Here is a 20,853-nt window from a genome sequence, read left to right on the forward strand (position 1 = left end):
GGGTCTCCTTCGTTTCAGGTCGCCGGACCCTCGGCCCTCAGCACGCAGCGGAAGCTGAGATGGCTGGTCGAGGTGTCCACCGCCTCGGCATGTCGCGCGGCCGGGCGATAGCGGCGGCAATAATTCGGCGCGCAAAGATGCGATCCGCCCTTGATGACGCGGCGCGGAATCCTGACGGCGGGCTGCTGGGGATCATAGCTGCCATCCATTGGCGCCCCGCGCGGGTTTTCGGGAATGCAGCAGGCCTTGGCCGCATCCGCCGGATGCTTGGACGAGAACCAGTCCTGCGTCCATTCCCAGCAATTGCCGATCATGTCATGGATGCCATAGCCATTCGCCGGGAAGGCGGTCACGGGCGAGGTGCGCTCGTAGCCGTCGAGCGACAGGTTCTCGACCGGGAAATTGCCCTGCCAGGTATTTGCCATCTGCCGGCCCTCGGGGTTCAGGTCGTCCCCCCAGGCGAACTCTGCCCCTTCGAGGCCGCCGCGCGCCGCGAATTCCCATTCCGCCTCGGTCGGCAGATCCTTGCCCGCCCATTTGGCATAGGCCAGCGCGTCGGCATAGGCGACATGGACCACCGGATGATCGTCGAGGCCGTGGATATTGCTGCCCTTGCCCGCGGGATGGCGCCAGTCGGCGCCCTTCATGAAGTTCCACCATTGCGACCAGTCGCGCAGGTCGGTGATGCCGGGGCGCGGCAGAAAGACCAGCGATCCGGCATAAAGCATCTCGGGCAGCGCACCTGGATAAAGCTTGGGGTCGGGCCGGCGCTCGGCCATGGTCACATGGCCGGTGGCCTTGACGAAGCGTTTGAACTGGCCGTTCGTGACCGGCGCGACGTCGATCCAGAAGCCGTCGACCTTGACGCGATGGCTGGGCGCTTCCTCGGGGTAGTGATCGTCCGAGCCCATCCGAAAGGTTCCGCCGGGCACCCAGATCATGTCGCGCAACCGTCGTTCGTTGCGGGCATCGCTGCGCGCGGTCTCCGGTCGGGCTAGGGTCTGGTCGGTCATCCGGGTCTCCTGTCTCCGTGCCGGGGGCGGGGTGGCATCCCGGCCGTCTTGCGCAGTCTGAAGCTTCATCGCGGGCTTGGCAATCGTTTGCCCCGGTCGCGCCGTCACCATGGGTTCAGCGGCGGAAGCGCGCCCTGTGCGGTCCCGTGCCGTCTGTGGCGGAGGTCGCGCCGCGCCTCGCGCAGCGTGGCGACCAGCGCCTTGCGGCTGGCTGACGAGGGCGAGGGCAGCGGCTCTCCCGGTCCCCAAAGCTCGCGCTCGGCCCTGCGCAAGGCGGTCTCGACCGATGCCGGGGGATTTCCAGCGCCGAGCAGCGGCAGCCACTCGCCCAGCGTTCCCCGCACCTCGCCGGTGTGGCCGTGGCGCGCCTGTCCCAGCATCCGCCGAAACACCACCGGCTCGGACCGGCGAAGATGCGCCCAGCCGGAACGCAGGCGCTGCCGCCCCAGCCACAGCGCCGCCAGAATGGCAAGCGTGATCCCCCCGACCCAGAGCAGCAGGACGCGGCGTGGATCGGGCGTGCCCGGTGGATGCCATCCAGGCGGGGCGGGGATACTGAAGGACGCGCCCTGGCTCTCCGCGCTTTCGATCTTGCCCGCCTTGCTGTTCCACCAGTCGAGGCGGAGCGGCGGCAGCGTATAGTCGCCGGGCAGTTCGGCAACATAGGTTACGCTCTCGACCCGGCGGGCCTTGGGCGCGGCCCCGCGCTCGCCCGGCTGGTCCGAAAGCTCGGGCTCGCGCGGATAGGCGCGCAGGCCGGCGGGGGCATCGTCGCCAAGGATCGGGGGCAGCAGCATCGCCTGCGTTCCCTGCGCCGCGATCGTCACTGTCCGCGTCACCGCCGAGCCGGGGCGGGGGTCGTCGCCCGGTCCCTCGACCGCGTCGGAAATGGTCAGCGCCTCGGCCGCGACGAAGGGCTTCAGCCCCTCCGCCCCCTTCGGCACGGTGCCTGAGAAGGTGATGGCCGGCATCGTCGCCTCTGCAGGGACGGGCTGGTTCGTTTCGGGATCGGCATAGGTCAGCGGGATCTTTTGCGGATCGAGGGTGTAATCCGCCGCGCGCTGGGGTGTGATCTCATAAACACGCGAAACGATCACCCATGTCTGCCCCCCGATCCTGCGCGAGCCTGGACGCGACGCATTCGGCGGAACGCGGGTGATCGCATCGGCGATCTGCAGGTCCGGCCAGACCGGCGCCTTCAGCAGGTAGTTGGGGGCAAGGACGCTGAGGGTGACACTGAGCGGTGTGCCGACGGTCGCGCCCTCGGGCGGGTCGATCGTGACCTCGACTTGTGGCGCATCCGCGGGCGATTGCGCCGCGACCGGCAGCGCGGCCAGCCCGACCGCGCAGGCCAGCAGCAATGCGCGCAGGATGTTCATGGCGAGCCCCCGCCGGTCCGGGCCGCGCGCCGCGCCGCCTCGACCGCGAAGCGTGATTTCAGGAAATCGGCGGGCTTGGTCTGGACCTGCTTCATCCATTGCTCGGCCGCGTCCTCGGAAAGGCCGGTCTCGCCGGTGATGCGCATCTTGCGGCCCTGATCGCCTTGCAGATCCTCGACCGTGCCATCGGCGGCATTGTCCTTGCTGTCGGCCTGCGGATCCTCGGCATCGCGGTTCTCGTCCAGATAGGCGATGATGCGCTTGGCAAGGTCGAGGTTCTCCTGCGCCTCGCGATCCGATGGGTCCAGCGCGACGGCAGAGGTGAAGGCGGCGACCGCGCCCTGATAGTCGCGGCCATGGACCAGCGCGACGCCGCGGTTGAATTGCGCGTCGTGGTTCTGGATCGGCTCCAGCAGCGCGGCGGCCTCGGTATATTTTCCCGCCCGTATCAGCGCCGCCGCCTTCCACATCGGGTCGGTGAAATGCTCTGCCGCCTCGGGGTAGTGATGCGCCGCATAATCGCGCGCGCCCTGCTGGTCGGGTGTCCAGAACAGGTCGGCAAGCGGGCCCGCGCGCGCCTCTGGCGGCAGCATCACCGCGCAGGCAAGGATCGCCCAATGCAGCGTCGTCCCGCGCCGGAACCACGACAGAAGCAGCAGCGCGGCGGGGATCGCCAGCAGCCAGCCATCGTCCTGAAGCTTGCCGTCCTTTGCCTCTGCCCGGGCCAGACGCGAGGAAATGGCCCGATTGACCGCGCGCAGGTCGCTGTCATCGACGCTGACCGCGACCGTCGCGACATCCGCCGCCCTGGCCCAACGGTCAAGCTCGGCCCCGCCGCCATCCGGGGCGACGACCAGAGCGACCCGCGCCGGTCCATCGGTCGGAAAGTCGGGGATGTCGGCCGGATCGACCCCGTCGGTCACGAAAAGGACCGTGCCCGCCTGATTCTCGGCCTTGAGAAGCGAGGTCGCAAGCCGCATCGCCTCCGAGGGGCGCTGGCCCACGCGCGGCATGACGCCCGGGCTCAGCCCTTCGAGGAAGCTTTGCAGCACGGTCGGATCCTCGGTCGGCGGCATCACCAGATGCGCGCTGCCGGCATAGGCGATCAGCCCGATCTTTCCGCCCGCCCGCAAGGCGATCAGGTCGCCGATCTTCTGCTTCGCGCGCTCCAGCCGCGAGGGCGGCACGTCGCCATTCGCCATCCCCGGCGAAAGGTCGAGCGCGATGATCAGCGGCGCGGTCTCGGTCACGAAGGGCGAAGGCTCGGGACGGAAGGCGGGACCGGCAGCGGCAATCGCCATCAAAGCGGCCGAGCCGAGGATGATCAGCGCGGGCCCCGTCCGCTCTGCATCCGCGCGGCCGAGCGTCAGCGCCTCCAGCAGATGCGGCGCGACTTGCGGCATGACCGGACGCTCGGCCGTCGCGCGCTGACGCAGGCCCCACCAGACCAGCGCGAGCAGCGGAAGCGCGAGCAACCAGATCGGTCGCAGAAATGTCAGATTCTGCAGATCGGATAAAAGGTTCACGCCGAAACCTCATCTGCTTTCTTGGTCGCCTTGCGCGTGCGCCCCAACGCGCGCGAGGCCAGCAGCATCCCATAGCTAGCCAGCGTCAGCAGCACGAAGGCGCCCGCCGTCCATTTGCCCAAGGGCAGGCGCGGCCGCCATGAGACCGCCTTGCCCTCGACCGGATGCAGCGCGTCGATCTGGGCATAGATCGAGGTCAGCCCGGCCGCATCCTCGGCCCGATTGAAGGTGCCGCCCGCCGCGCCCGCAATCTTGCGCAGGGTGTCCAGGTCGACGCGGTCCTCCTCCTCCGCCGTTTCGGGATCACCGATGGCGATGGTGTGGATCGTCACCTTGTTCTGCGCCGCGATGTCGGCGGCCTTGGCGGGGGCCATGCGCGACGAGGTGTCCGAGCCATCCGAAAGAAGGATCAGCACCCGTTCCTCGACATTGCTGGCGGCGAAGGACTGGATCGCAAGCCCGATCGCATCCCCAAGCACCGTGTTCTGCCCCGCCATGCCGGGTTCCAGCGTCGCAAGCAGCTCGCGCGCGGCATTGGTATCGCGGGTGAAGGGGACAAGGACATAGGCCGCCGCACCAAAGACGATCAGACCGATCCGGTCCTCCTTGCGGTCGGCGATGAACCCGTCGAGGACCTGCTTCACCCCGTCCATCCGTGTGCCTCGCGTTCCGTCCGGCCCGACGAAATCGCGCGCCGCCATCGAGCCAGAGATATCGACGGCAAGCATGATGTCGCGCGCGGCCTCGGTCCTTGTCACCGGGTCGCCCAGCAGGACCGGGCGGGCGATGGTCGTGATTGCCAGCACCCAGAGAAGCACCACGCCCGCGATCTGCGCGATGCGCCGGCCGGGGACCACCGCCCCCTCTCCGGTTGGCAGGCCGGCGCTCAGCTTTTCGAAGAAAGGCAGCCGGACCGCCTGCACACGCTCGCGCCGGGGCGGGGCCAGCCACAGGACCAGAAGCGGCAGCGGCAGGGCCAGAAAGGCGAAGGGCGCGTCGAATTCAAGCATGGTGATGCCGGATCCAGTATCGTGCAAGCCGCGCCACCTCAGCCCCGTCGAAAGCCGGGGGGCGGGCTTTGTAGGCTGCCTCGGCCAGCGCGCCCGAGATGCCGCCAAAGCCCGGCGGCGGCAGCCCTTTCGCGCTGCGGTCGAGGTAATCGGCCCAATCCGTCCCGGTCAGCGCCGCGACCTCGCCTCGGGGAAAGGCGGCAAGGGCGGTGCGGCGCAGGATCTGGTCAAGCCCGGCAAGGGCGGCGGGGTCTCCCTTGCTCAGTTCCGGTTCAAGGTCGCGCAGACGGGCAAGCGCCTCGCGCCGATAGGCATTGGCCCGGCGGTGCCTGAGCCAGCGCCAGATCCCGAATGCCACCAGCAGTGCGAGGATCACGGCCAGCACCCACCAGGCATCGGTGTCGGGCCACATCGACACTGCCTGTGGCTCCCGCAGGTCATGGAGCTGCGCGATGAGCGAGACGAGGCTTTCGCCCGGATCGGCCTTGGTCTCGGGGTTCATGGCCCGCCCCCGCCGAAATCCGCCACGCGCGCCGGCCGGCCAGAGCCGAAAAGTCGCAGGATCTGGGGCAGGGTGGCTTCGCCCGCGCTGACCGGAAGGATGGCGGCGTCCAGCCGCTCCTGCCAGGCGAGAAGGCCCCGCAGCCGCTCCCCTCCCGTTTCGGCGAGGTTGCGCTGGACCTTCTTCTCGGCGAAGTCGAGTTCCACCTGCAGGTGCCCGTCGCCGATGACCAGCCGCCCCGCGGCCGGAACCTCATGGGCGAGGGGGTCATAGATCAGCCCCAGCACCAGGTCATTGTTCCGCGCAAGCCGCGAGAGCGCGCGGAACGTCCCGTCGCCCGCCCCGTCGAAATCCGACAGGATGATCACCAGCCAGTCATGGGTGACGACACGCGCCGCCTGCTCCAGCGCGTGGTCGAGGATGCCCGGAGCGTCGGCGACGACCGGCGCCTCGGCCGAGAGGGCGGCGTTGCGCGTCGCGATCAGCGACAGCAGGCGCAGGACCGCATTGCGGCTGCGGGCCGGGCGCTGGTCCTCGATCGCCGTATCCGACAGGACGAGGCCCCCGACCCGGTCGCCAGCGGCAAGGATCCGCCAGGCGGCAAGGGCCGCGACCTCGGCCGCCGTCACCGATTTCATGTTCAGGCGGCTGCCGAAGAACATGGATTGCCGCTGGTCGATGATGATCAGGGCGGGGCGGTCCCGCTCCTCACGGGTGACGCGGACATGGGGGCTGCCGGTGCGTGCGGTGACGCGCCAATCCATGCTGCGGGTATCGTCGCCGGGCAGATAGGCGCGGATCTCCTCGAACTCCAGCCCGCGCCCGCGCAGGCGAGAGGCGCGCCGCCCCGCAAGCACGCTGCCGACGGGCTGGCGGGGCATGAAGTCGAAGCCCCGCGCCCGCGCCTCCAGTCCGCCCAGATGATGCAGGTCGGTATGGATGCGCGGATCCCCACCGACCGGGGCCGGGGCGGCCATCACTTTGCGTCCGGGTAGACGCGCGACCAGTCCTTCGCCATGTCGATCAGCAGCCAGCCCTTTTCGGGCGCGGCATCCAGCGCCTTGTCCAGCTTTCCAAAGGAGCTTTCGCGATCATAGGCATATTCGCGGTCGGCATCGGTGTGATGGACGATGGCGGCAAATCGGGGACCATCGCCTGCGGTGGTATATTCCAGCATCTGGAAATCGCCGTCGGAATTGCCGAAGGCCATGACCGGCCGCTTGCCGATATGGCGGTCGATCCCGATGGGTTTGCCTGCGCCGTCATCGACGAAGAACACGTCGGACTTGCGCATGAATTGCGGCTTGCCGTCGATGATCTGGTATTCCTTGGCGATCTGCGATCCCACGACCTGCTGGGGCGGGACGCCATAGGCGGCCTCGGTCCAGGGGCGCATGAAGTCGATGCCGCCGCCCGAGACGATCCAGGTCTGGAAGCCGTTGTCGCGCAGATAGTCGAGAAGCTCGACCATCGGCGCGAAGGTCATCTCGGTGAAGGGGCGCTGGGTCTTGGGGTGGCGCGCGGTTTCCAGCCATTTGCCCAGAACCGTGTCGAAACCCTCGTCGGTCATGCCCGAATGGGTCACGGCCAGCAGCTCCATCAGCCCTTTCTCCCCGCTCGCAGCGACCGCCGACATGTCGCCCTCCAGCACGCCCTTGAAGGGCGGCTGTTCCTTCCATTCTGGATGTGTCGGCGCCATTTCCTTGATGCGGTCAAAGACGAAGAAGGCCTGGAAATAGGCGGGCTGCTCGGACCAGAGGGTGCCGTCATTGTCAAAGACGGCGATCCGGTCCTCGGGCGCGATCCAGCCGGGGGCGCCATCGGTGGTCGCGGCCTTGACGAAATCGGTGATCGCGCTTTTCGTCGGGCCGTCATTCCATGAGGCAAGCTCCTCTGCGAAAGCCGCCAGCGGCATGGCGACCGCAAGGCAGGCGGCCTGCGCGAGGACAAGAAGCTTTCGTGAACTGTTCATTCTGACCTCCTATGCAACCGCGACCAGGCGCATCATCTCGGCGATGATGTCATCGGCCGAGCGTCCGCTGCCATGGGCCTCATAGCTGAGCGCGATCCGGTGGCGCAGGACGTCGGGCGCAATCGCCTGCACATCGCCGGGCGAGACGAAATCCTGGCCACGCAGCCACGCATAGGCGCGCGCGCAGCGGTCAAGCGCGATGCCCCCGCGCGGGCTGGCGCCCAGCTCGATCAGGCGGCCCAGATCCTCGGACAGTTTGCCGGGCTGGCGGGTAGCGTTGATGATGTCGATGATATAGCGCTCGATCTCCTCGGCGATGTGGATGCCGGCGATCTGGCTGCGCGCCTCGTTCAGCGAGGCATGGGCCTCGGCCGTGTCCTTCTGGTGCTGCGCCTCGGACGCTGCGTCCGGGGCAGCGGCGGGCTTGGGGGCAAGGGCCGCCTGCTCCTCTTCCCGCACCAGGCGAAGCACATTGCGTTCGTCGTCGGGGGCGGGATATTCCACCAGCACCTTCATCAGGAAGCGGTCGGTCTGCGCTTCGGGCAGGGGATAGGTGCCCTCCTGCTCGATCGGGTTCTGCGTCGCCAGCACCATGAAGGGCGAGGGCAGGGGATGGCTCGCCTCGCCCACCGTCACCTGCCGTTCCTCCATCGCCTCGAGCAGCGCGGCCTGCACCTTGGCCGGCGCGCGGTTGATCTCGTCCGCGAGGAGGATATTGCCGAAGACCGGGCCGGGCTGGAACCGGAACTCTCCTGCGCCGTCCTTCGAGAAATAGACATCCGATCCGGTCACGTCCGCCGGCAGCAGGTCGGGGGTGAACTGGATGCGGGTAAAATCGAAAGCCAGCGCCTGCGCCATGGCCTTGACGGCGCGGGTCTTGGCAAGGCCGGGCAGCCCTTCGATCAGGACATGGCCATCGGCAAGCAGGCCGATCACCATGCGCTCGACCAGATGCTCCTGCCCGATGACGGATTTGTTCATCGTGGCCATCAGGGATGCAAATGCGTCATGCGCGGGCATGGATATCCTCGGGTTTCGGGAAAGAATGGCCGGGCGCGGCATCCACGCCCGGCCCGCGGATCACTGACCGCCCATGGCGTTCGAGATCTGCTGGCTCAGTTCCTCCTGGATCTTGTCGATCGAGAAGCTGTCGGGACGCTGCGCGGGCGGATAGTCCTTGAAGGTTGCAAGGAACTTGCCGACCTCGGCCTGCGCCGGGCCGAGGATATAGACGTGATCCATCAGCCAGTCGTAATAGGTGTTCGAGGTGATGTCGGCCCGTTCATAGGGGTCGGCGCGCAGGTCGAACAGCTTCGGCACGCGCAGCGGAGTGAAGGGTTCGGCCCAGATGTTCAGCGTTCCCTTCGCGCGCTGCTCCTTGAACACGACCTTCCAGTTTTCGTAACGCAATCCAACCACTTCGCCATCGTCGTTGAAGTAGAAGAACTCTTTCCGCGCGCCATCGTCCGACTTGCCGGTCAGGTAGTCGAGCTGGTTGTAGCCATCGAGGTGGTTCTTGTATTCCTTGCCCGCGATGGTCGTGCCGTTCAGCAGGCGCTCCTTGATGTCGGTATCGCCCACGGCAGCCAGCAGGGTCGGGAACCAGTCGAGGCCCGAGAACATCTCGTTCGCGACCGATCCCGCCTCGATATGCCCCGGCCAGCGGATCATGGCGGGGACGCGGAAGGCGCCTTCCCAGTTCGTGTTCTTTTCCGACCGGAACGGCGTGGTGCCGGCATCCGGCCAGGAGTTCTGGTGCGGGCCGTTATCGGTCGTGTAGATGACGATGGTATTGTCCGCGATCCCCATGTCGTCGAGCGATTTCAGGATCTCACCCACGGTATTGTCATGCTCGATCATGCCGTCGGCATATTCGGTCAGCGCGGTCAGCCCCGGCTCGCTGCGGTGTTCGGGGCGGACATGGGTGCGGAAATGCATCCGCGTGGTGTTCATCCAGGTAAAGAAGGGCGTGCCGGCATCATGCTGGCGCTTCATGAAGTCGATGGCGGCGGCCGAGGTCTCGTCGTCGATCGTCTCCATCCGCTTCTTTGTCAGCGGGCCGGTATCCTCGATCGTGCCGTCGGCCTTGGATTTGATGACGCCGCGCGGCCCCCAGCGTTCGGCGAATGCCGGATCCTTGGGATAGTTGAAATTCTCGGGCTCTTCCTCGGCGTTCAGGTGATAGAGATTGCCGAAGAACTCGTCGAAACCATGCGCGGTCGGCAGGAACTCGTCCCGATCGCCCAGATGGTTCTTGCCGAACTGGCCGGTGGCATAGCCCTGGTCCTTCAGGGCCGAGGCGAGGGTGGCGTCGCTGGCCTGAAGCCCGGCATTGGCGCCCGGCAGACCCACTTTCGACAGCCCCGTGCGCAGCGTCGCCTGCCCGGTGATGAAGGTCGATCGGCCAGCCGTGCAGGACTGTTCCGCGTAATAGTCGGTGAAGATCATGCCGTCATTGGCGATGCTGTCGATATTGGGCGTACGATAGCCCATCAGCCCCTTGGTATAGGCCGAAATATTCCCCTGTCCGATGTCATCGCCGAAAATGACGAGGATGTTCGGCTTTTCTGCGGAAGGGGCGTCCTGAGCCAGCGCAAAGCCACTCGTGCAGAGCGTCAATGCGGCTACAACTCCAAGTTTACGTAGCATTGGGACTCTCCGATTGATTAGGCGCCGTTCCCAAGCGGGCGGCGTTACTCGGGTTGGTCGTCTACTTCGTCTTATTGGCGGGCAGGGTTGGACGGATAACTGCCTGGCCCGGACTGGGGACCGATTCTCGTGATAATTCCTGAATGAATGACGCGCTTTCCAAGGCCCGGCATCCTCCCCCAAGAAATGGCCGATATTCGGTTCCCGCAAAACCAGTATGAGCAGGATTCGAAACGTCGCGCAATAGTCGCCTTGAGGGAAAATCTTTCACAATCAGGCAGAAACTTGCATAGCCAAGAATATCCCCGACGCCATCGCGCAATATGGGGGCAGCTTTCCAAGGCGCAGAAGATGCAGCGGAAGCTGGCAAATGGCGAATGGAAATGAGGGGTTCCGCGCGCCGGAAAATGCGCGCAGCTATCCGATTGATCATTCGCAATGATCGAATGCGTCCCGAACCGGCGGTATTCCATAATTCTTGCAAGTCGGCGGAATTTGCCTGATGCTGCATCGCAGAAATCCCGTGCGGGGAGTGACCTGTGAGCGAACGGCCGGTTCCGATCAATCTTGCCTTGCAAGGCGGTGGCTCGCATGGCGCATTGGCCTGGGGCGTTCTCGACCGGCTGTTGGAGGAGCCGCGCCTTTCCATCGCCGAGATCAGCGGAACCAGCGCCGGGGCCATGAACGGCGTGGTTCTGGTCAACGGCATGGAAAAGGGTGGGCGCGAGGGCGCGCGGGGGGCCTTGGCCGAGTTCTGGAAGGCCATCAGCGATTCCGCGCGTTTTTCGCCAGTCCAGCGCAGCTATTGGGACCGGCTGCGCGGCAGTTTCTCGCTGGACCGCTCGCCCGGATATCTGGTCGCCGAGTCGCTGAGCCGGATCTTTTCGCCCTATGAGCTTAATCCGTTCGATCTCAACCCATTGCGAAGCCTTCTTCGGAAAAGCGTGGATTTCGACGCGGTCAACCGCTCCCGGCAGATCCGCCTGCACCTCAACGCGACGAATGTGCGGACGGGCCTTCCCCGCATATTCTCGACCGGCCAGATCAGCGCCGAGGCGGTCATGGCCTCGGCCTGCCTGCCGCTGATGTATCATGCCGTCGAGATCGAGGGCGAAGCCTATTGGGATGGCGGTTTCTCGGCCAATCCGGCGCTTGCCCCGCTGATTTTCGACAGCGAGGTCGTTGACCTGCTGATCGTCCAGCTCAATCCGCTGCGCCGCAACGACCTGCCCCGGACCGCCCGCGAGATCATCAACCGCATGGGCGAGATCAGCTTCAACACCAGCCTGATGAAGGAACTGGGCATGTTGAACAGGATGGGAAACCTTATCAACGAGGGTGTCGTCACCATGGCCGAGGGCAATGACTTGCGCCTTCACATGATCCACGGCGAGGCCGACCTGCAGGAATTGTCAGCGTCGAGCAAGATGAACGCCGAATGGGACTATTTGACGGACCTGTTCGCGCGCGGGCGGATCTGGGCCGATGACTGGCTGGAGAAGCATCTTGATGACGTGGGCAAGCGGGCGAGTTTCGAGGTCGCCGAACTCTTTGCCCCGGCACCGCGCCCCGCCGGGCTGAAACCGATCAGCGGCGACTGAGGCCCGGGGGGAGCATCCATGTATGACATCGCGGTGATCCTCGTCTGCCTTGGCGGGCTGATGGCATTGGCATTCCGGGGCGGCAGCATGGTGCTGCTTGCGCCGGTCATGGCGATGCTCGTCGTGCTTTTGGCCGAGGGCGGCAGGCTGCTTGCCAGTTTCACCCAGATCTACATGCCTGCGATGGGCGGGTTCGTCATCTCGTTCTTCCCGCTTTTCCTGCTGGGCGCGATCTTCGGCAAGCTCATGGACGCGACCGGATCGGCGCGCGCCCTGTCGCGCGGCATCGTGCGGATGCTGGGGGCGGGGCAGGCCATCCTTGCGCTGATCGTCTCCTGCGCGGTGATGACCTATGGCGGCGTGTCGCTGTTCGTGGTGGCTTTCGCGACCTATCCGGTGGCGGTCGGCCTTTTCCGGCAGGCCGATATTCCGCGCCGGCTGATGCCCGCGACGATTGCGCTTGGCTCTTTCACCTTCACCATGTCGGCGCTGCCCGGCTCGCCTTCGATCCAGAACGCGATCCCGATGCCCTTCTTCGGCACGACGCCGTTTGCCGCGCCGGGGCTGGGGCTGATTGCCGGGGCGATCATGTTCCTCTTCGGCTGGCGCTGGCTGGAATGGCGCGCCGCCCGCATGAAGGAGGGTTTTGACGAGGTCGGGCCCGAGGAAATTCCCGAGGAGGGGGCGAAAGATCCTCCGGTCGCGCTCGCTGCGCTGCCGCTGGTGCTGGTCCTGCTGCTGAACGGGCTTTTCACCTGGCTGCTGATCCCGGCGATGGACACGTCCTATCTGGCCTTGCCGGTCTTCGGGGAAACCGATGTCGAGGATCTGCGCGGCATCTGGTCGGTGATCGCGGCCCTCAGCTTTGCGATCCTCGCGCTGATCGTCCTGAACCTGCACCGCTGGCGATCGGTGCTGGCCGGGCTGCAGGACGGGGCGAATGACGCATTGCTGCCGATCTTCAACACCTCGAGCCTTGTCGGATTCGGCGCGGTCGTGGCCTCGCTCTCGGGCTTCCGGCTGATCACCGAGCGGATGATGGAACTCGGGACCGAGAACGTGCTGGCATCGCTCGCCATCGCGACCAGCTTCCTTGCCGGCCTGACCGGCTCCGCCTCGGGGGGCATGTCGATCGCGCTCTCGACAATGGGCGAAAACTATCTCGCGCTGGCCGAGGCGCGGGGCATCTCGCCGGACCTGCTGCATCGGGTCACGACGCTGGCGACGGGCAGCCTCGACACCTTGCCCCATAACGGGGCGGTCATCACGCTGCTGACGATCTGCGGCGTCGGTCATCGCAAGGCCTATGGCGATCTTGCCATGGTCTGCATCGCGGGGCCGGTGGCGGCGCTGATCGTCGTCATCCTGCTCGGGACGCTGTTTGGCAGCTTCTGACCGGCCCTACAGATCCTTACGGAATTCCTCGATCAGGTGCATGACCACGGCCTGATGCGCTTCCTCGCGGCTCGCGCCCGCCGAAACCGCCGCGGCGAATACCGCGCGCTGCCGGTCGGCCGAATTGCCGGAGGCCAGAATGTCGCGCACCCCGGCAATGGCGGGCTGGCAGTCCAGCTTGTCGGCATCCTCGGCGATCATCGCCAGCCAGTCCTCGGCCAGTTCCCTGAAGGGCGGAATGCGGGCCTCGCCAAAGTCGATCAGCCCTTCGGAGATGCCATAGCGCATCGCGCGCCAGCGGTTCTCGCCGATCAGGAAATTGTCGTATTGCCGCCAGTGCTGGTTGCGGCGGGTAAGGCGCCACAGCATGCGCAGCGTGGTCTGGATCAGCGCGGCCATGGTGATGGTATCCTGTAGGCGCGGGCAGGCGTCGCAGATCCGGGTTTCCAGCGTCGGGAAGCGCGAGGAAGGGCGCAAGTCCCACCAGATCTCGCTGCTGTCCTCGATGACGCCCAACTCGCTCAGCGCGCCCGCCGAACGCTCGAACGCAGCCCAGCTTTCGAAGCGGGGCGGCAGGCCGGTGCGGGGATAGCCGCCAAAGACCGTGGTGCGATAGGAGGCGAGGCCGGTATCATCCCCTTGCCAGAACGGGCTGGAGGCCGAAAGCGCCAGAAGATGCGGCAGGAAGTAACTGAACTGGTTCATCAGGTCGATGCGCATGGCCTCGTCCGGCAGGCCGACATGGACATGCATCCCACAGATCAGCATCCGGCGGGCCATGCCGCGCATCTGGCTGGACAGCCGGTGATAGCGGTCCGTGTCGGTGCGGTCCTGATCGCGCCAATCCGCGATCGGGTGACAAGCGGCCGAGATCGGGGCAAGGCCAAACTCCGCGGCCTGCCGGGCGATGGTGCGCCGCAGCGTGGCCAGATGGGCGCGCGCCTCGGCGATGTTGGCGGCGACGGGGGTTCCGATCTCGATCTGGCAGCGCAGGAATTCCGGGCTGACCTGATCGCTGAGTTCGGCCTTGCAGGCCTGCATCAACGCATCGGGCGCATCGCTCAGATCGCCGGTCGCGGCATCGACCAGCAGGTATTCCTCTTCGATGCCCAGGGTGAATTCCGGTTCGCTGCTCATCTTGGCCTCTGTGTCGGTTTCGTCAGACACAAGGCCGGGCAGGCGCGCTTCGTTCCCTTGGCCCTCAGGCCAGCCAGTCCAGAAAGCGGCGCTCGCCCTCGGACGAAAAGCGGATCACGCGCGAGCCGGGCACGCGTTTGGCCCAGCCCAGCGTCAGGATGCGGTCAAGGATCAGCTTGCCGATCGTCCCGGCAAGATGATGCCGCCGCATGCTCCAGTCGAGGCAGGCGCGGCAGAGCGGGCGATTGCTGCGCGGCAGGGCTTCGCGGGATAGTCCCAGTGCGCCCAGCCGGTGCCAGCCGCCTTCGGACAGGCTGGGGGCGGCGTCGAACTCCGGCCCGCCATCGGCGCGAAGGCGGTCGAAGATCAGCACCCCCATCTCTCCGGCGAGGTGGTCGTAGCAGACCCGCGCCTTTCGCAGCGCAGGCTCGTTCGGGCCGGTCCTGAGTGGCGGCGCTGCATCTGAAGAAAAGACCATCAGCGCCTCGAGCAGGGCCGCGACATGCGGACCGGCAAGGGCGAAATAGCGGTGCCGTCCCTGCGCGCGGACCACCAGCACCTCGGCCTCGACCATCTGGGAGAGGTGGCTGCTGGCCGTGGCGCGGGTCACACCGGCAAGGCCCGCAAGCTCGGTCGCGGTCAGGGCGCGCCCGTCCATCAGCGCCAGCAGCATCATGCTGCGCGCGGGATCGCCGACCAGCGCGGCGATGCGGGCGATTTCCGGGCCTTCTCTCATGCTTCGATCTTAATCGAAGCATCAAGGCGCGACAATCGGCTAGTCTGCATGTCAGCAAGGAAGAAGGACAGGCCATGCTCACCTGCGTGATCACATATGACATCGACGCTAACCGCCGCGAGCTTTTCGAGGAATATGCCCGCAACTGGGGTCAGGCGATCCCGCGCTGCGGCGCGGAGCTGATCGGCTATTTCGCCCCGCATGAGGGCTGCGCAAGCACCGCCTATGGCATCTACTCCCTGCCGTCGCTGGCGGATTACGAGGCCTATCGCGCCAGACTGGCCGAGGATCCGATCGGGCGGGAGAATTACGAATTTGCCCGGCGCGAGCGTTTCATCCGGCGCGAGAGCCGCCTTTTCGTCCGCCTCGCCTCGGCCCCGCATGGCAAGGTGGCGGCATGATCGCGGTCATTTTCGAGGTCGAGATGGAGGAGAGCCAGCGCGGCGAATATCTGGAGATCGCGGCCTCGCTGAGGCCCGAATTGCAGAAGATCGACGGCTTCATCTCGGTCGAGCGGTTCGAGAGCCTGACCACGCCCGGAAAGCTGCTGTCGCTGTCCTTCTGGCGGGACGAGGCAGCGGTCGCCGAATGGCGCGCTCTGGGCCAGCACCGCAGGGCACAGGCCGCCGGGCGGGATCATGTGTTTATCGACTATCGGCTCCGCGTGGCCAGTGTGCTGCGCGATTATGGCATGGACCGGCGCGACGAGGCGCCTGCTGACAGCAGGGACGCCCATCCCGCGCATTGAAGGATGGCGGGGAACCATGGGTTCCCCGCGACCGTCTTACGGCTTGTAGGTCTGGACCGCGCCCGGCAGCTTCGACCAGCTGGCATACCATGTATCGAACAGCGCGAGCTGCGCTTCGGCAAAGCCGCGCTGGCTGTCCGTCAGCGCGTCGGTTTCGTTGAAATGCAGCAGGTATTCCGGGTTCCCCTTCAGCACCATCATATGCTTGAAGAAAAGCACCAGATCCGGCCCCTCGTCGAAGGTGGAGAGGACGGCCAGTGCCGCCTCCAGTTCCAGCGCGCGCTGGCGTGCCTCGACATCGCCCTTGGCCGCGGCCTGGCTGAGCGCCACCAGATGCAGCACCTCCTTGGGCAGCACGCAGCCGATCCCGGTGATGGCGCCGCTTGCGCCGCAATTCACATAGCCGTGGAAGACGCAGGTATCGACGCCGACCATCAGCGCAACCTCGTCATCGCGGCTGGTGATGTTCTCGGCCGCATAGCTCAGGTCGTTGACACCGCCGAATTCCTTGAAGCCGACAAGGTTCGGATGTTCGGCGCGCAGGGCAAAGAACAGCTCGGCGCGGGTGGCAAAGCCGTAATAGGGGCTGTTGTAGATCACCGCGGGCAGGTTCGGCGCGGCGGCAAGGATCGCCTTGAAATGGTGACGCTGCGCCGTGACCGAGGGGCCGCGCGACAGGACGCGGGGAATAACCATCAGGCCCTGCGCGCCGACGCTTTCGGCATGGGCGGCCAGCGCCACCGCCTTGGCGGTATTGACGGCGCCGGTGCCGACGATGACCGGGACGCCCCCCTCGACCAGACGGCGCACACCCTCCATCCGCTCCTCGTCCGAGATCAGCGGCCAGTCGCCCATCGACCCGCAATAGATCACCGCCGCCATGCCCGCCGCGATCAGCTCCTGTCCCTTGCGGACCAGCGCGTCGAAATCGGGGCGGCGATCCTCGGTGCAGGGGGTCATCAGCGCCGGCATGCAGCCGGAAAAGATCTGCGCGTTCATTCTGGTTCTCCTATGGGCGGCGGACCGGCTGCGGTCCTCGAATCAATGTAAGTCGACTGATACAATATCGTTTGTATTTTTTATGTCGACAAGTTTTGGGTAACAAAAAGACCGTGCCCTTTCGATCCGCAAACCGTCAAAGCGCGATGTGGCGCCGCCTATCTCGGGCCATCATCTGCTGGATCTGCTGCACGATCTGGTCCGCATGCTGCTTTGAAAGCCGGTCGGCGAGTTCGACATCCTGGCGCTCGATAGCGGCGATGATGTCCTCATGCTCGTCCACGAAGCACTGCGGCAGCCGGTCGTTATAGGAGGAGTAATAGATCCGCAGGATCCGCCGCCCCTCGTCCAGGAGGCGATAGAAGAGGCCGGTGTAATAGGGGTTGCGGCCCGCCTCGGCTATCGCGGCGTGGAACTCGCGATTGGTGGCGATCATCGCCAGCGCGTCCTGCGCCGCGACGGCTGCTGCAAACTCCACCTGACGGGCCCGGATCACGTCGAGGTCGGCGGCGGTCCGATATTCCGCGGCGAGCCTCGCGGTCACGCGATACATCAGCGTCAACGCATCGAAGAACGTATGAAGGTTCAGGAAGTCGATATTCGACACGACGGTCGAGCGGTTCGGCAGGGTCGTGACCAGCCCTTCGCCCGCCAGACGCACCAGCGCCTCGCGGATCGGCGTGCGCGACATCGAAAGCCGCTCGGCAAGCTGGATCTCGTCGATGGGGCTGCCGGGGGGCAGGACGAGATCGAGGATGTCGTCGCGCAGGATCTCGTAGACCAGCTTGACGCCCTCGCCGCGCTTGCGCTCGGGCAGGGTAGTGGGCGCGGGTTTCTTGCTCATGGGGCACCTTCGTAAGTCGGGACGGGAATCCCGGCGATGGGCCGGGATCGTTCATTTCGCGAGGGGCGAGCTATCTTGCGCCCCAGCTGTCGGTCAACCGATAGCCCTCCGGCCAGGGGTCCGAGGGGTCCAGCATGTGCTGGTGGATGCCGGTGATCCAGCCGCGCCCGGAAATCTCGGGCAGGATCGCGGGCCTGTCGCCTACCGTGGTGGTGCCGAGGATGCGGCCGGTAAAGGTCGAGCCGATCAGGGACACCGTCGTCAGGCTGTCCTCCATCCCCATCTGGCCGCGCGCATGCAGCACCGCCATCCGGGCGGAAAGCGCCGTCCCGGTGGGCGAGCGGTCGACCTTTCCCGGCTGGATCGCGACGGCGGAACCGGCGCGCAGCCCTTCCGGCCCACGCTCGACCGGGCCGGCGAAGAGGCAGAACGAGAAATGCCGCCAATCCGGCAGGGTCGGATGGTGAAACGCCATCGCGGCATTCGCCGCATCGGTGATGCGGACGCCGAGCCGGGCAATGTCATGAGCCTCGTCAGCCGCAAGGCGGAAGCCCATCGCAGCGGCGTCGACGATGACGAAACTGTCGCCGCCAAAGGCGGTGTCGACGGTCAGCGTTCCGATCCCCTCGACCTCCAGCGGCACGTCCAGCGCCCCGGCGAAGCTGGGCAGGTTCCGCACAAAGATCCGCTCGGCCTTGCCGTTCCGACATTCGGCCCGCACCCGCACCAGCCCGCCCGGCGCCTCGAGGACCATATGCGTCTCCGGCTCCTGCATCGGGATCAGCCCGCCGTCGAGCAGCACGGTCGCGACGCAGATCGAGTTCGAGCCGGACATGGGCGGGGTATCCTCCGGCTCCATGATGATGAAGGCGGCGTCGGCCTCAGGGTGCTTGGGCGGCACCAGCAGGTTCACATGCCGAAAGACGCCGCCGCGCGGTTCGTTCAGCACGAAGTTGCGCAAGGTTCCGTCGCGGGCGATCCAGCGGCTCTGCTCCCAGATCGTGTCGCCGGGTGGGGGCAGCACGCCGCCGACGATCACGTCGCCGACCTCGCCCTCGGCATGGGCCGAGATCACATGGATGGTTCGGTTGCTGCGCATGGTCTCGCCTCTGGCTGATAGATCTTCAGGCCTGTCCCGCGGCATGGAGGAGCCATTCCGGCGGATCTGCCGGAACCGTTCCCGAAATCGCCGCCGCCGCGCAATCGGCCATGCTGCCGAACCGCAACGCGCGCCCGGAAAGACCCGGTCCGTAATGTGCATATTTGCCGGAATTGGTCATCACCGTCCGCGCCGCCGGCGGAAAGACCGGCTCGGAGATCGAACACCAGCAAAGGTCGGGGATCACCTGCACCCCGGCGCGCTCCAGCAGGGCCAGTGTGCCGTCGGCCCGCGCCCCGGCAATGATGCTCCGTCCGGCGGTCACGATGACCGGAATGCTGATGGCCCGCCCCGCCAGTTCCCGCGCCAGCGCCCGGCATTCCGAGAGCGAGGCATGCGGGCTGCCGATCGCGACGAGGTCCACCGTCTCCGGCCCGTCATTAAGCAGCTGCCAGCCCGAGAGGAGGTCGGTCGCGGTGATCCGCGCATGATCCGCATCGGGCGCGGCTGCGCCCTCGGCCTCGGGCGTCACGCCCTCGACATGCAGCATCGGCGCGGCCGAGGTGGTGCCGAATGCCGCGCAAAGGGCCTTCAGGTCATCCGTCTCGGGCGCCGCCGCCGCGAGGCCCCGCAGCAAGGGGATGCGATCGGGCGATTTAAGCCCGGCCACATATCCGATCAGCGGCCAGATCGCGTCATCCACGCCTTCAGGCAACTCGATCTGAAGCACGCGCCCGGCCTTCCGGCCCTCGTCCAGATAGGGTCCGGCTAGAGGCGCCCGCCCCGTCACCGCCATGCAGAGGTCAAGGAAATCCGGGTGCTTCGGCGTTCGCGCGCCAAGGACGCTGTTGGCATAGACCACCGCGTTCGATTCCGCCCAGGCGATCGGTTCGGCAAGGCTCGGGCGGTCCTCGAGCAGATAGGGCGCGCAGGTAAAGGTGGGCTGGCACCCCATGCGGACATAGGCATCGGCCAGCCGTGACGCCTGTTCGCCGAAAAGCGCCGGGACGCCTTGCCGCTGCCAGTTCTGCCGGTCCACCGAAATGGCGTTGATGGTGGTCGGGACACGGACCCGCGCGCCGAGTTCGTCCATCTTTTCGGCAAAGATCAGGTTCGCGGGATGGGCAAGGATGCAGCCGTCGATATGGCCGCGCTGGATGTCGGTCAGCCGCGCCGCGCCCTGCTGGCGCGCGATGGCGCAGATGATGCGCATGGCCAGCGCCGCCGCCGCGCCGTCGCGGCCATCAAGGATGGCGCGGTCACCATCGCTGAGGCTCAGCGCGGTATCAGGCAGCGCCTCGACCGGCACCACGATATCTCCCGCGACGATCGCATCCTCGCTGATCGTCAGCCGGGGCTGCGCCGCCAGCAGGTCGAAATCGCCCTTGCCGACCCGCAGGACCGGGAAGCTTGCCCCAAACATCTCCGCCCCGATCAGGCTGCCCAGCGTCAGGATATCCTCGGGCTCGGAAAAGATCAGCGCTGCCGGGGCATTCCCCTTCAGGAGGAGGTCCAGCACCACCCCCGAACCCGAACACGACCCGCGGCTGGTCGGCATCATCACCACGGCACCAGCAAGGCTGGCGCCGTTCAAGGGGTGATGCGCGTCGATCACTCGCGCGGTTGCCGGATCCACCCCGCCCCAGAAGCTGAGCCCCTCGGCCATGGCGAGGACCGGTCCTTCGGCCCGTCCGGGCAGGATGCGGAGCGCGGCGGTCATTTCACCACGAAACCATGCGCGAAGGGGTCGCGGTCGTCGATGAAGATGGTGTTATAGCCGGTCATCCGCGCCCAGCCGGCGATCGAGGGGATGATGGCGGGGCGTCCGGCCACCGTGGTCTCAGCTTCGACCCGGCCCTTGAAGATCGAGCCGATGATCGATTCATGCCAGAATTCATCCCCCGCTTTCAGCTTTCCCTTGGCGGCAAGCTGCGCCATCCGGGCCGAGGTGCCGGTGCCGCAAGGGCTGCGGTCGATGGCCTTCTCGCCATAGAAGACCGCGTTGCGGGCATGGGCGCCCTCGACCGTCGGCGTGCCGGTCCATTGGATATGCGAAAGGCCGTTGATCTCGGGATGTTCGGGATGGACGAATTCGTATTTCGCGTTCAGCGCCGCGCGCAGCTTCGGCGACCAGCCGATCAACTCGCCCGCGGTGTGGTCGGCCATGTCGCGGAAATTCTTCTGCGGCTCGACGATGGCATAGAAATTGCCGCCATAGGCCACGTCCACGACGACCTCGCCCA

The 20,853-nt window shown here is 66.4% G+C and carries 21 protein-coding genes; 4 read left to right on the top strand and 17 right to left on the bottom strand.

Features of this window, described 5'->3' with window-relative positions; translation table 11 throughout:
• Nucleotides 1–14 precede the first annotated feature (14 nt).
• The 10 genes from VNQ78_RS06340 to VNQ78_RS06385 form a co-directional block, all read right to left on the bottom strand.
• Nucleotides 15–1,013: a formylglycine-generating enzyme family protein gene (locus VNQ78_RS06340; protein ID WP_325687758.1), complete on the bottom strand. Its 999-nt coding sequence runs from the start codon at nt 1,011–1,013 to the stop codon at nt 15–17.
• Between the two features lie 104 nt (nt 1,014–1,117).
• Nucleotides 1,118–2,392 (bottom strand): hypothetical protein, encoded by a 1,275-nt coding sequence (locus VNQ78_RS06345; protein ID WP_325687760.1) that lies wholly within the window; start codon nt 2,390–2,392, stop codon nt 1,118–1,120.
• The gene (locus tag VNQ78_RS06350) at nt 2,389–3,918 is read right to left on the bottom strand and encodes a VWA domain-containing protein (protein WP_325687762.1); all 1,530 of its coding nucleotides are present in this window, start codon (nt 3,916–3,918) and stop codon (nt 2,389–2,391) included. Before VNQ78_RS06350 ends, VNQ78_RS06345 begins: the two co-directional genes overlap by 4 nt.
• Nucleotides 3,915–4,955, bottom strand: a complete 1,041-nt coding sequence (locus tag VNQ78_RS06355; protein WP_325687764.1) for a VWA domain-containing protein — start codon at nt 4,953–4,955, stop codon at nt 3,915–3,917. Before VNQ78_RS06355 ends, VNQ78_RS06350 begins: the two co-directional genes overlap by 4 nt.
• Nucleotides 4,921–5,430, bottom strand: coding sequence for a DUF4381 domain-containing protein (locus VNQ78_RS06360; protein ID WP_325687766.1), 510 nt, complete (start codon nt 5,428–5,430; stop codon nt 4,921–4,923). Before VNQ78_RS06360 ends, VNQ78_RS06355 begins: the two co-directional genes overlap by 35 nt.
• Nucleotides 5,427–6,407, bottom strand: coding sequence for a DUF58 domain-containing protein (locus VNQ78_RS06365; protein ID WP_325687769.1), 981 nt, complete (start codon nt 6,405–6,407; stop codon nt 5,427–5,429). Before VNQ78_RS06365 ends, VNQ78_RS06360 begins: the two co-directional genes overlap by 4 nt.
• Entirely contained in the window at nt 6,407–7,402 is a 996-nt protein-coding gene (locus VNQ78_RS06370) for an HAD family hydrolase (protein WP_325687771.1), read from the bottom strand. The genes VNQ78_RS06365 and VNQ78_RS06370 overlap by 1 nt, the downstream gene beginning before the upstream one ends.
• Nucleotides 7,403–7,411: 9 nt before the next feature.
• Nucleotides 7,412–8,422 carry an AAA family ATPase gene (locus VNQ78_RS06375; protein WP_325687773.1) on the bottom strand — a complete coding sequence of 337 codons (1,011 nt, stop codon included), beginning with the start codon at nt 8,420–8,422 and terminating at the stop codon, nt 7,412–7,414.
• Nucleotides 8,423–8,482: 60 nt separating this feature from the next.
• Nucleotides 8,483–10,051, bottom strand: coding sequence for an arylsulfatase (locus VNQ78_RS06380; protein WP_325687775.1), 1,569 nt, complete (start codon nt 10,049–10,051; stop codon nt 8,483–8,485).
• Between the two features lie 61 nt (nt 10,052–10,112).
• Nucleotides 10,113–10,562, bottom strand: a complete 450-nt coding sequence (locus VNQ78_RS06385; RefSeq protein ID WP_325687777.1) for a hypothetical protein — start codon at nt 10,560–10,562, stop codon at nt 10,113–10,115.
• A gap of 28 nt (nt 10,563–10,590) precedes the next feature.
• Here VNQ78_RS06385 and VNQ78_RS06390 point away from each other — a divergent pair, with 28 nt between their 5' ends.
• Together VNQ78_RS06390 and VNQ78_RS06395 are read left to right on the top strand one after the other, a co-directional pair.
• On the top strand, nt 10,591–11,652 hold the full coding sequence (locus tag VNQ78_RS06390) for a patatin-like phospholipase family protein (RefSeq protein ID WP_325687780.1): 1,062 nt from the start codon (nt 10,591–10,593) through the stop codon (nt 11,650–11,652).
• Nucleotides 11,653–11,670: 18 nt separating this feature from the next.
• A complete protein-coding gene (locus VNQ78_RS06395; RefSeq protein WP_325687782.1) occupies nt 11,671–13,047 on the top strand; it encodes a GntP family permease in 1,377 nt (458 codons plus the stop codon).
• A 6-nt stretch (nt 13,048–13,053) separates the two neighbouring features.
• Here the strand turns inward: VNQ78_RS06395 and VNQ78_RS06400 are convergent, their stop codons facing one another.
• Together VNQ78_RS06400 and VNQ78_RS06405 are read right to left on the bottom strand one after the other, a co-directional pair.
• Nucleotides 13,054–14,184 carry a carboxylate-amine ligase gene (locus VNQ78_RS06400; RefSeq protein ID WP_325687785.1) on the bottom strand — a complete coding sequence of 377 codons (1,131 nt, stop codon included), beginning with the start codon at nt 14,182–14,184 and terminating at the stop codon, nt 13,054–13,056.
• Nucleotides 14,185–14,248: 64 nt separating this feature from the next.
• The gene (locus tag VNQ78_RS06405; protein WP_325687787.1) at nt 14,249–14,920 is read right to left on the bottom strand and encodes a winged helix-turn-helix domain-containing protein; all 672 of its coding nucleotides are present in this window, start codon (nt 14,918–14,920) and stop codon (nt 14,249–14,251) included.
• Nucleotides 14,921–14,994: 74 nt separating this feature from the next.
• Between VNQ78_RS06405 and VNQ78_RS06410 the strand changes: the two genes are divergently transcribed.
• Both VNQ78_RS06410 and VNQ78_RS06415 read left to right on the top strand, forming a co-directional pair.
• A complete protein-coding gene (locus tag VNQ78_RS06410) occupies nt 14,995–15,321 on the top strand; it encodes an NIPSNAP family protein (RefSeq protein ID WP_325687790.1) in 327 nt (108 codons plus the stop codon).
• A complete protein-coding gene (locus tag VNQ78_RS06415) occupies nt 15,318–15,668 on the top strand; it encodes an antibiotic biosynthesis monooxygenase (RefSeq protein WP_325687792.1) in 351 nt (116 codons plus the stop codon). The genes VNQ78_RS06410 and VNQ78_RS06415 overlap by 4 nt, the downstream gene beginning before the upstream one ends.
• Nucleotides 15,669–15,704: 36 nt before the next feature.
• On the opposite strand, the gene VNQ78_RS06420 is transcribed toward VNQ78_RS06415, so the two are convergent.
• The 5 genes from VNQ78_RS06420 to VNQ78_RS06440 form a co-directional block, all read right to left on the bottom strand.
• Nucleotides 15,705–16,667 carry a dihydrodipicolinate synthase family protein gene (locus tag VNQ78_RS06420; protein ID WP_325687794.1) on the bottom strand — a complete coding sequence of 321 codons (963 nt, stop codon included), beginning with the start codon at nt 16,665–16,667 and terminating at the stop codon, nt 15,705–15,707.
• 136 nt (nt 16,668–16,803) lie between these two features.
• Nucleotides 16,804–17,511 carry a GntR family transcriptional regulator gene (locus VNQ78_RS06425; RefSeq protein WP_325687796.1) on the bottom strand — a complete coding sequence of 236 codons (708 nt, stop codon included), beginning with the start codon at nt 17,509–17,511 and terminating at the stop codon, nt 16,804–16,806.
• 70 nt (nt 17,512–17,581) lie between these two features.
• Nucleotides 17,582–18,610, bottom strand: a complete 1,029-nt coding sequence (locus tag VNQ78_RS06430; RefSeq protein WP_325687798.1) for a trans-3-hydroxy-L-proline dehydratase — start codon at nt 18,608–18,610, stop codon at nt 17,582–17,584.
• Between the two features lie 25 nt (nt 18,611–18,635).
• Nucleotides 18,636–20,330: an aconitase X gene (locus VNQ78_RS06435; protein ID WP_325687800.1), complete on the bottom strand. Its 1,695-nt coding sequence runs from the start codon at nt 20,328–20,330 to the stop codon at nt 18,636–18,638.
• The coding region (locus tag VNQ78_RS06440) for a proline racemase family protein (protein ID WP_325687802.1) at nt 20,327–20,853 on the bottom strand (527 nt) is incomplete at its 5' end. The genes VNQ78_RS06440 and VNQ78_RS06435, both read right to left, overlap by 4 nt.

Origin of the sequence: Paracoccus sp. (in: a-proteobacteria) (genome assembly GCF_035556475.1) — a bacterium.
Lineage (GTDB): Bacteria > Pseudomonadota > Alphaproteobacteria > Rhodobacterales > Rhodobacteraceae > Paracoccus.